This window comes from Streptococcus sp. HMSC072D03 (assembly GCF_001812855.1).
Classification (GTDB): Bacteria; Bacillota; Bacilli; order Lactobacillales; family Streptococcaceae; genus Streptococcus; species Streptococcus salivarius_D.
On sequence record NZ_KV810689.1, the window covers coordinates 1 to 438 of the forward strand.

The 438-nt window shown below is 42.5% G+C and carries 1 protein-coding gene; it reads right to left on the minus strand.

What is annotated here, in order from left to right:
- Positions 1–404 (minus strand): accessory Sec-dependent serine-rich glycoprotein adhesin (locus HMPREF2877_RS07810; RefSeq protein WP_141751053.1); only part of this gene is annotated, 404 nt, incomplete at its 3' end.
- Positions 405–438 lie beyond the last annotated feature (34 nt).

Below are 438 nucleotides of genomic sequence, written 5' to 3' on the forward strand. Positions count from 1 at the left end.
CTAACTACATCTCCTCTGACTGCAGATTCTGTAATAGCTCCAGAATGACCCAAAACCGCTGAATCAGAAGCTGCCAAAACATCTGTCGTCGGACTAACCGTATGCTCTACCGCTGATGGACTTGTTGCTTCATCAGCTTGAACCACATAAGTCGCTACTCCTCCACCTAGTAGAGCTCCAGTCGCGGCTACTCCCTTTAAAAGTCTGTCACTTGTGATTAAAGGTACTTCTTCCTCAACTTGATGAACTGATACAGATGACGCATCCACACGACCACTTATTATCTTAAAAAGCCCAAAGTGAGAAGTTGCGGCACGTAACCAATGTTTCCCTGACTTTACCAATTTAAAACGTGTCACACGATCAGTTTCTCGGTACTGACCCTCATTTCTTCTAAAAAACATATATACACCTTTTCATTTTTAGCTAGTTTATTAG